Source organism: Halorubrum sp. F4, from assembly GCF_027257195.1.
Classification (GTDB): domain Archaea; phylum Halobacteriota; class Halobacteria; order Halobacteriales; family Haloferacaceae; genus Halorubrum.
This window is the reverse complement of record NZ_JAPDFS010000001.1, coordinates 891,109-898,894: the sequence shown is the minus strand read 5'-3', so window position 1 is coordinate 898,894 and position 7,786 is coordinate 891,109. Positions and strand designations below refer to the sequence as shown.

Annotated in this window: 10 protein-coding genes and 1 pseudogene; 4 read left to right on the top strand and 7 right to left on the bottom strand. The window is 66.1% G+C overall.

Annotated features, from left to right (window positions below):
- The first annotated feature begins 429 nt into the window (after positions 1 to 429).
- Positions 430 to 1,077, top strand: coding sequence for a DUF420 domain-containing protein (locus OKW78_RS04630; RefSeq protein ID WP_281194119.1), 648 nt, complete (start codon positions 430 to 432; stop codon positions 1,075 to 1,077).
- Between the two features lie 66 nt (positions 1,078 to 1,143).
- Here the strand turns inward: OKW78_RS04630 and OKW78_RS04625 are convergent, their stop codons facing one another.
- On the bottom strand, positions 1,144 to 2,448 hold the full coding sequence (locus OKW78_RS04625) for a M28 family peptidase (RefSeq protein WP_281194118.1): 1,305 nt from the start codon (positions 2,446 to 2,448) through the stop codon (positions 1,144 to 1,146).
- Positions 2,449 to 2,595: 147 nt separating this feature from the next.
- Here OKW78_RS04625 and OKW78_RS04620 point away from each other — a divergent pair, with 147 nt between their 5' ends.
- The 3 genes from OKW78_RS04620 to OKW78_RS04610 all read left to right on the top strand — a co-directional run bounded on the left by OKW78_RS04620 (position 2,596) and on the right by OKW78_RS04610 (position 4,264).
- Complete coding sequence (locus tag OKW78_RS04620; RefSeq protein WP_281194117.1) at positions 2,596 to 3,381, top strand: ATP-NAD kinase; 786 nt, start codon at positions 2,596 to 2,598, stop codon at positions 3,379 to 3,381.
- A 14-nt stretch (positions 3,382 to 3,395) separates the two neighbouring features.
- Positions 3,396 to 3,839, top strand: coding sequence for a hypothetical protein (locus tag OKW78_RS04615; protein ID WP_122106169.1), 444 nt, complete (start codon positions 3,396 to 3,398; stop codon positions 3,837 to 3,839).
- Between the two features lie 215 nt (positions 3,840 to 4,054).
- Complete coding sequence (locus OKW78_RS04610) at positions 4,055 to 4,264, top strand: hypothetical protein (protein WP_281194116.1); 210 nt, start codon at positions 4,055 to 4,057, stop codon at positions 4,262 to 4,264.
- A 381-nt stretch (positions 4,265 to 4,645) separates the two neighbouring features.
- Here the strand turns inward: OKW78_RS04610 and OKW78_RS04605 are convergent, their stop codons facing one another.
- The 6 genes and pseudogenes from OKW78_RS04605 to OKW78_RS04580 all read right to left on the bottom strand — a co-directional run.
- Positions 4,646 to 4,918, bottom strand: a complete 273-nt coding sequence (locus OKW78_RS04605; RefSeq protein WP_281194115.1) for a hypothetical protein — start codon at positions 4,916 to 4,918, stop codon at positions 4,646 to 4,648.
- A gap of 4 nt (positions 4,919 to 4,922) precedes the next feature.
- A complete protein-coding gene (locus tag OKW78_RS04600; protein ID WP_303653766.1) occupies positions 4,923 to 5,417 on the bottom strand; it encodes a hypothetical protein in 495 nt (164 codons plus the stop codon).
- Between the two features lie 40 nt (positions 5,418 to 5,457).
- A complete protein-coding gene (locus tag OKW78_RS04595; protein WP_281194114.1) occupies positions 5,458 to 6,246 on the bottom strand; it encodes a cytochrome bc complex cytochrome b subunit in 789 nt (262 codons plus the stop codon).
- Positions 6,247 to 6,250: 4 nt separating this feature from the next.
- Positions 6,251 to 7,060, bottom strand: a complete 810-nt coding sequence (locus OKW78_RS04590; RefSeq protein WP_281194113.1) for a cytochrome bc complex cytochrome b subunit — start codon at positions 7,058 to 7,060, stop codon at positions 6,251 to 6,253.
- A 7-nt stretch (positions 7,061 to 7,067) separates the two neighbouring features.
- Complete coding sequence (locus OKW78_RS04585; protein ID WP_281194112.1) at positions 7,068 to 7,457, bottom strand: hypothetical protein; 390 nt, start codon at positions 7,455 to 7,457, stop codon at positions 7,068 to 7,070.
- Positions 7,454 to 7,786, bottom strand: a pseudogene (locus OKW78_RS04580) (halocyanin); the annotation flags it as partial. The gene OKW78_RS04585 and the pseudogene OKW78_RS04580, both read right to left, overlap by 4 nt.

Below are 7,786 nucleotides of genomic sequence, written 5' to 3'. Positions count from 1 at the left end.
GGTTGAGGAGCGGATTCACAGATCGACTGAAGACGACGCCAGCATACGCCGAGCACCGCGAGGCGTTTCACCGACGGAGCCGTCGGAGACGGCGGAGTCGGCTTTTTCCCTCCAGGGTTTCGAGGAGCGGTTCCCGAAGCGAACCCAGTGAGCGAGGGAACCCGACGTTCACGAGAGCGAAGCTCTCGTGCAGCCCATCAGAAATCTCCGATTTCTGAGGACGAGAAAAAGGTGGATGTGCAAGCGAGATATAACGGCCGTTCCGAACGGATCGACGTGAACCGAAGCATGTGACCCGCACGCGAGCACTCAAGACGTCCTTCGTTTTCCTCCGAACGGACCGTCCTGACGTACTCACATTCGGTATCCTCCGACCGATCCGAACCCGGAACCCGAAGACGGATTACCGTCCCGACCCGACCGGATCCCATGGCAGCCTCCAGCGTGCGCGCCCGCCTCGCGGAGCCGGCCGGCGCGCTCACCGTGCTCCTCACGATCGCCGGCTACGGCGCCGTCGGCGGCGTCTTCCTCGTTCCGGGATTTCAGGCGTTGTTTCCCGATCTGACCCGCGAGACGGTCGACCTCCTCGCACACGCGATCGCCGCCGTCAACACCGTCACGATCGCCACGCTCTCGCTCGGCTGGTACTGGATCCGCAACGACGAGGTGAAGAGACACGCGGCCGCGATGACGACCTCGTTCGCCCTCATCCTCGTCTTCCTCGGGATGTACCTCCCGAAGGTCGCCGGCGGCGGGACCAAGTACTTCGTCGGCCCCGATCCGGCCTACTACGCGTACCTGGTCATGCTCGCGGTCCACATCGTGCTGTCGGTCGTCTCCGTTCCCGTCGTTCTCTACGCGCTGCTGCTCGGACTCACCCACTCCGAACGCGAACTCAGGAACGAGCTCCCGCACGCACGAGTCGGCCGGATCGCCGCGAGCGCGTGGCTCCTCTCGCTCGTGTTGGGCGTCGTCACCTACCTCCTCTTGAACCACGTGTACGACTCGACGTTCGAGGCGGCCGAGACGGCAAGCGAGGCCGCGGCCGTCCTCCTCCCGCTCGTACCCGTCGTCTGAGTCGGGGTTCCGTCTCGACGAGACGCCACTGAGTCGGGGTTCCGTCTCGACGAGACGCCACTCCCCTCAGTACGGCCAGTCGCCGATTATCTTCATTCCCGCGGCGAGGTCCTCGTCCTCGAGCTGCGCCGCGATCTCCTCGGGTTCGCGCCGGGCGATCTCGGTGTCGTCGTCCGCCAACTCGACGACGAGCTCCGTCAGGAGGATCGCCTGCTCGCGGAGGTTCCGGACCTCTAGCTTGTCGAGCGTGTCCGCGAAGGTGTGTCCCCACCCTCGTCCCTCGGTCCCGGTCTCGCTCATCACGTGATAGCCCGGGACGCCCTGCTGGACGTACGGCCAGTGGTCGCTGTGGGGGCCCAGGCGCGGGACGGTGCCCGCAGGGTGCTCGAAGCGGTCGGCGACCGCCTCGGCGGCGGAATCGAGGTCGTCGAACCCGTGCGTGTAGAACTTCAGCGTCCGACCGCGCCCCACGCCGTCGTTGTTCACGATCGCCTTGATCTCGTCGTGGTCGCGCTCGGCCGCGTCGTGGCTCGACCCCACCAGCCCGACCTCCTCAGCCCCGTACACCAGACAGTGAACTCGCGTGTCGAGTTCCTCCTCGCGGGCGGCGAGCGCCCTCGCGACCTCGACGACGATCGCGGTCCCCGCGCCGTTGTCGCCCGCGCCCTCGGCGATGTCGTGGGCGTCGACGTGGCTCGTCAGGAGCACCGCCTCGTCGGTGTCCGGACCGAGGTCGGCATGGACGTTGTAGCTGGTCGCCTCGGGGGCGTCGGCGTCGACCTCGACGGTCACCTCCTCGCCGTCGAACCGCCGGGAGAGCCGCGAGCCGACCTCCTTGGAGACGCCGACGGCGGGGACGTCGCCGATCGGCGACTCCTCGGTTCCGACGCTTCCGGTCGGGGGGAGACACCCCTCGACGTGGTTCCGGAAGACGAACGCCGCGGCCCCGCCCTCGACGGCGTAGTAGTACTTCTCCCGCCGGTGGATGAACCGGTCGTAGTAGTCGGGCACGTTCGAGGCGGCCATCACGACCTTTCCCTCGATGTCGGCCCGCTCGAAGTCCTCGGGCAGGCCGTAGCCCAGGTCGACGAGTTCGCCGGTGACCTCCCCGGCCGGACTCCGGGGGAGAGCGATGCTGTCCTGTGTCGTATCGCCGGCGTGAACCGCCGACGATCCCCGCGTCCACCCCTGGATGTCGAACGACTCCAGCCGCGCGTCGCGTGCGCCGACCTCCGCCAACGCGTCGCGCGTCGCCTCCGCGGCGTGACGCTCCCCGTCGCTGCCGGCCATGCGGTTCCCGATGTCGACGAGCGTCTCCAGGTGATTCCAGCCCGCGTCGCTCGTGAACGTCTCACCGATCCACGTTGTCATGAGTCACCGATGTAAGCGCCGCCGCTTGAGGGTTCGGGAAGCGGAGAACTCGGGCCGTCCGCCGACGATCCGTGACGCCTCCGGGCGTTCCGGCGGCGTCGGTCGGAACCGGGGGTTTTTCCATCGTCCCGCGCGGAGCCCTCGCGTATGGGAGATCCGGTGTCCCGCGTCGCCGTCGTCGGCGCGGACGAGGCCGTCGCCGACCACGTTCGGCGCGTCGTCCGGGCGGCCGGCGGGCGGACGGACGAGTCCGCCGCCGCGGACGCGGTCCTCGCCGTGGGCGACGAGGCGATCCGGGACGCCATCGTCGGCGCCGCGAGAGGAGATCGCGTCGGCAGTAACGTCCCGATCAGCGACTCCCCGATCCTTCCCGTCCGCGAGAGCGGGAGGGCGATCGACTCGGCGGAGTTCCGCGAGGCGATCCACGGGCTGCTCGACGGGAACGCCCGGCGAGTCGAACGGCCCGTCCTCTCCGTCGGGATCGACGACGAGGCGATCCATCGGGCCGCCTTCGACGTCGGATTCGTCACCGACGAGCCGGCACGCATCTCGGAGTACGCGGTCGACCTCGGCGGCGATCGGGGGGCCGCGTTCCGGGCGGACGGCGTCGTGGTCGCGACGCCGCTCGGAAGCGACGGCTACGCCAACGCCGCGGGCGGACCGCTGCTGGAGGCCGGAAGCGGGATCGCGGTCGTCCCGATCGCGCCGTTCACGACCCGGAGCGACACGTGGGTCGTCCCGGACGGCGTGACCGTCTCGGTTCGGCGGGACGCCGAGCCCGTCTCGATCGTCGTCGACGGCGACCGCCGGGGAACCGTGACGCCCGGGCGGCCGGTTCGGATCGAGATCGTCGACCGGGTTCGAACGCTCCGATCCCCCCGTCAATCCCGGTCGGATCCGAGCGCTGATCGGAAAGGTTCTAATAACTCGTGAACGGAGGGATCGGTATGGATCCACTGCAGTTCCTCGTTCCGTTCGGCTGGCTGTCGGCCGTCGGGCCGGCGTTGCCGTACGCGATCCTCGTGATGGCGGTCGCGAACATGGGGACTCGGCACCTCGCACACAGGCGGCACGTCGAACAGGCGAAGGAGGGGGACGCCGTCGAACAGTACGGTCCACACACCGTCACGAACTTCGGACTCGCGCTGTTGAGCTTCCTGTTCGCGGTCCACCAGCCGACCGGCGGGACCATCCTCTCGTTCCTCGTCGTGACGATGATCATCGCGGACCTCTTCGAGTTCGAGGCCCGCAACGTCGAGGCCCGCAACGACATGACCGTGGAAGCGCCCAAAAGCGCGATCGTCACCTCCGGGCTCGTGTTGTTATACGCGTCGTACTACTCGCTGTTCTTCCTCGTCGAGGGCTTCTGGAACCAGGCGATCGTGGCCTGAAACGACGCCTGCGCTCCACCGTTTCGCTCTCGCGTTTCTCTCGTCCAGCTCCCTCCGCTCGTGAGCGTTCACTCCGAACGGTCCGATTCCGGTCGGTACAAGTGGGTAAGTACGTTCCGACGACGGGTCGATCAATTCACTGATGCAGGACGCGGCTGAAGCTGGGAGGTTCGGACGACCAGTATCTCTTTATCAGTAGAGGGGCTATTCGTCGTATGGAGTGTCCCGTCTGCGGAAGCACCGTTGTGGAGTTCGGCGAACTACCGGGCGAGCTACGGGAGCGCTTGGAGACGGATCCACAGCGACAGCGGCAGTCGGTTGAGCATCGCCAGGAGAAACACATCGCCTGTCCCGACTGTACACTGGAGATACACGGATGCGGCCAGCCCTACGCTATCCCCGAGGAAGCGATGCCGGCACGCTGACCGCTCACAACGAAGTCGGATCCGGATTAGTATTACCAATTAAATAAAAGGAATAAACGGTGGCCGAGCCGTGGCGCGCTCCGAGTGCCCGTTATACACGAGGAGCGGGCCGAGGTGCGAGCGAAGCGAACGCCTCGGAAAGCGAGCGACGAAGCCGCGAGCCGTGAGGCGCAGCGAGTGAACCGAAGTCCCCGTAGCTGGGCTTTGGAAGCGTTCATCGCGCCGGCAACGATCACTCCCGATCAGACGATCCGTCCTCTAAGCGATCGTCATCATCCGGAGATCTCGGTCGACATCGAACGAAGACGGATCCACGACCGAAGCGAACACCTCGAAAAGCGAGCGGCGAAGAGCGGCTATCACCCCGAGACCGCCGCCGTTTCAGTTCGCGGCGTCGTCGCCGACACTGCTCCGGATCTCTCGGCTGATCGGGATGAGCACCCAGAAAGTGAGCGGGCCGAGGATCATCAGCCAATAGAGCACGTCGCCGGTGAGGACGCCGACCTGACCGTACACCGTCTCGACGCCCTCCGGCGCGTTCACCAGCTGAACGACCTCGTAGTACGAGGGGGTCCGGTACCACGCGCCGAAGGTGATCCAGCCGAGGGCCCCGAGGCTGAACAGGACCAACCCTTTCATGAACTCGTCTGCCATTGTATCACCCTTCGTTGGAGTCCTCTTGAGGCTTTCCCATTCCCTGAGCACGGAACCGCGTCCCGAGGACGTACACCGCCGTTCCGAGCAGTATGGAGGCGACGCCGGCGATGGCGAGCAGCGCGGTCAGCGTGTCCTCGGCGAGGGTGATCCCGACGCGATCGAGCACGAGGAGGATAAGCCGGCGGACGACGCTCACCTGAAGCGTCGCGGCGTCGACGAGGATGAACCCGATGAGGTACGTCACCACGGCCGCCAGCGTCGAGATCGCGGTGACGGTCTTGTACAACCGGAGCGGAACGACGACCTCCCGGCCGTTCGGACCGATCCGCGGGCCGACGGGCTCGTTCCGTGGATCCGACTCGTCGTCGACGGCGATCGGATCGCCGGTCCCGTCGACCGCCTGGTGGTCGTCACTCTCCTCGGATGCGTCACGATCGATGTGGCCGTCGCGGTCGACGGAGTCGTCGCGGTCGGCTGGATCGTCGGTGTCGGACATGGAGAGAAACGGGACCGAGGTGGACTGTGGTAGACGAGCGTTACTTCGGCGGGCGGAGCATGTAGTAGCGACGGTTGAGGTCGTACATGTAGCCCTCCCGCATCGTCTTCAACACGGCGTAGGTGATGATCCCGCAGAGCACCGGCAACAGGAACGTCAGCGTGACGAGCAGGTCGAGCTCGAACGGGAAGAAGTTCTGGATCGCGAGCGCGGCCAGCGTGAGCGACAACACGACGCCGGTCATGCCGACGGCCGCCCAGAACGGCTCCTCGACCGGCCGGCGCGCGCTCCCCTTGTTGAGGAACGGAACGAGCGCGATCGCGCCGAAGACGATCCCGTGGGCGATGATCCCGAGGAACTCGTTGCCGAGCAGGATGTTCCCGTCGAGCACCGCGAGCTCGGGGTTCAGCGGGTTGAGCTTCAACAGCCCGAACGACCAGTAGAGGTACCAGTCGGGCAGGATGATCGCCGGCGTCGACCCGGGATTGGCCGGGTGCCCGAAGTGCGGCGGCATCAGCGCCGAGATGAAGATCAGCATGCCGACGAAGAAGCTCGCGATCGCGAGGTTGCGGATCGTCTCGTGGGGCCACGCGGGGAAGCCCAACACGTCGCGCTCGACGTACGTCGACTCCGTGCGCAGGTCCTCGTCCTCGCGGCGGGACCGCTCGAAGTACTGGTAGGTGAGCTGTGCGAGTCCCTGTGAGTTCTCCTTCCGCTCGCTCCAGGTGGGCGTCTCGTCGTCCGGCGGCACCGTCGCCGGCGGGCCGCCGTCGGTGCGCGCTTCCTCGTCGGTTCCACCGTCCGTCATGGGGTCGTTGTCGTCGGTCATTGGCTTAGTGCGGCTCCGCGATCCCCTGCACCCAGACGATGCCGACGTGGAGCGCGATGAGCGACGTCACCACGAACGGCAACACGAACACGTGCAGGATGTACATTCTCACGAGCGTCGCCTGCCCGAGCGTGAACCCGCCGAACAGGAGTTGCGCCGCCCACTCCCCGACTATCGGAGTCGCGAGCGCCATCTCGACGCCGATCTGTGCCGCCCAGAAGGACAGCTGCTTCCACGGGAGGACGTATCCGGAGAACCCGAAGAAGAGGGTCAACCCGATCAACACGACGCCGAGGATCCAGTTGACCTCGCGGGGCTCCTTGTACGCGCCGGTGAAGTAGACGCGAAGCATGTGGAGGAACACCGCCGCGACCATGAACTGGGCCGCCCAGCTGTGGATCGACCGGAGCATGAATCCGAACTGGACGTCCTGGAGGATCAGGACGACCGAGTCGTACGCGGCCGTCGGGTCGCCCTGCGCGGCGGCCCCTGCGGTCGACGGGGAGTAGTAGAATCCCAACATCGCGCCGGAGACCGCCGCGACGAGGTACGCGAGGATCGACAGCGACCCGAGCGAGTACAGCGGATACCAGTACCAGAACTTGTTGTCGAGGTCGTACTGCTCGGTGTGGCTCTTCGGCATCTGGAGGTTCGCGCGGTAGTACATCGTCTCCAGAAGCTCGAGGTAGTCGACGATGCGGAGCCGCTTGTCGACCCAGATGAGCGTGGTGAGGAACGCCGTCTCGATGACCGTCAGGTCCTGGTTTTTGAGCCACGCGTTGTGGTCCATCTCGTCGTTCTTTTTGAGGCTCATTGATTGATCACTTCTTGTAGTACGGGTACACCGCCCGCTTGACGGTCTCCCAGGCGTCGCCGGTGTCCAGTTCCACGCCGTCCTTCTCCTCTTCGCGGACGTAGAGGTCCTCCCACTTCCGTCGCCGCTTCTTGACGATCATCACGTCGGGGAGGAACTCCTTCCGATACAACAACAGTATGAACGCCAGATCCAAAAAGATCAGTGCCAGAAGCGCGCCCATGAACATGTTCCCGGCTTCAGTCGAGGCCCAGGTGAACATGAGTCCGTAGACGAACAGGAAGACGAACACGACCTCGATGATCGTGAGGAGGACGATGGCGATGGCGGCGGCGGTGCTCTCTCTGGCGGGTTCATACCGGTGGATGTCCCCGTACGAGGAGCCGCTCGAACTCATCGACTCCCCCCGTGACCGGTGTGTGCGGACTCGCCGTACTTCAGCGTGTAGAACGTGAATATCATCGTGAGCACGACGCCGAGACCGGCGGAGATGCCGACCCAGTGGGCGTGGATCGGCATCCCGACGTCGGCGATGTCCTCGGGCCAGCCGGTGTTCGCGCCGCCCGTCTCGACCGTCGGGACGTCCTCGCCGACGGCGATGCCGGCGTGCATGCCGACCGCGGTGTGCGGGACGCAGTGGTAGTGGGTGATGCCGGCGTCCTCCTCGGTCACCTCGTACTCGTAGGTGTAGCCCTCCTCGTCGACGGCGTCGCCGCTGTCGAGGGA

Excerpts from the sequence above, each read along its gene's own strand:
- OKW78_RS04625 (WP_281194118.1), bottom strand. The coding sequence starts at position 2,448 with ATGACAACGTGGATCGGTGAGACGTTCACGAGCGACGCGGGCTGGAAT.
- OKW78_RS04620 (WP_281194117.1), top strand. The coding sequence starts at position 2,596 with ATGGGAGATCCGGTGTCCCGCGTCGCCGTCGTCGGCGCGGACGAGGCC.
- OKW78_RS04605 (WP_281194115.1), bottom strand. The coding sequence starts at position 4,918 with ATGGCAGACGAGTTCATGAAAGGGTTGGTCCTGTTCAGCCTCGGGGCC.
- OKW78_RS04610 (WP_281194116.1), top strand. The coding sequence starts at position 4,055 with ATGGAGTGTCCCGTCTGCGGAAGCACCGTTGTGGAGTTCGGCGAACTA.
- OKW78_RS04585 (WP_281194112.1), bottom strand. The coding sequence starts at position 7,457 with ATGAGTTCGAGCGGCTCCTCGTACGGGGACATCCACCGGTATGAACCC.
- OKW78_RS04600 (WP_303653766.1), bottom strand. The coding sequence starts at position 5,417 with ATGTCCGACACCGACGATCCAGCCGACCGCGACGACTCCGTCGACCGC.
- OKW78_RS04595 (WP_281194114.1), bottom strand. The coding sequence starts at position 6,246 with ATGACCGACGACAACGACCCCATGACGGACGGTGGAACCGACGAGGAA.
- OKW78_RS04590 (WP_281194113.1), bottom strand. The coding sequence starts at position 7,060 with ATGAGCCTCAAAAAGAACGACGAGATGGACCACAACGCGTGGCTCAAA.
- OKW78_RS04630 (WP_281194119.1), top strand. The coding sequence starts at position 430 with ATGGCAGCCTCCAGCGTGCGCGCCCGCCTCGCGGAGCCGGCCGGCGCG.
- OKW78_RS04615 (WP_122106169.1), top strand. The coding sequence starts at position 3,396 with ATGGATCCACTGCAGTTCCTCGTTCCGTTCGGCTGGCTGTCGGCCGTC.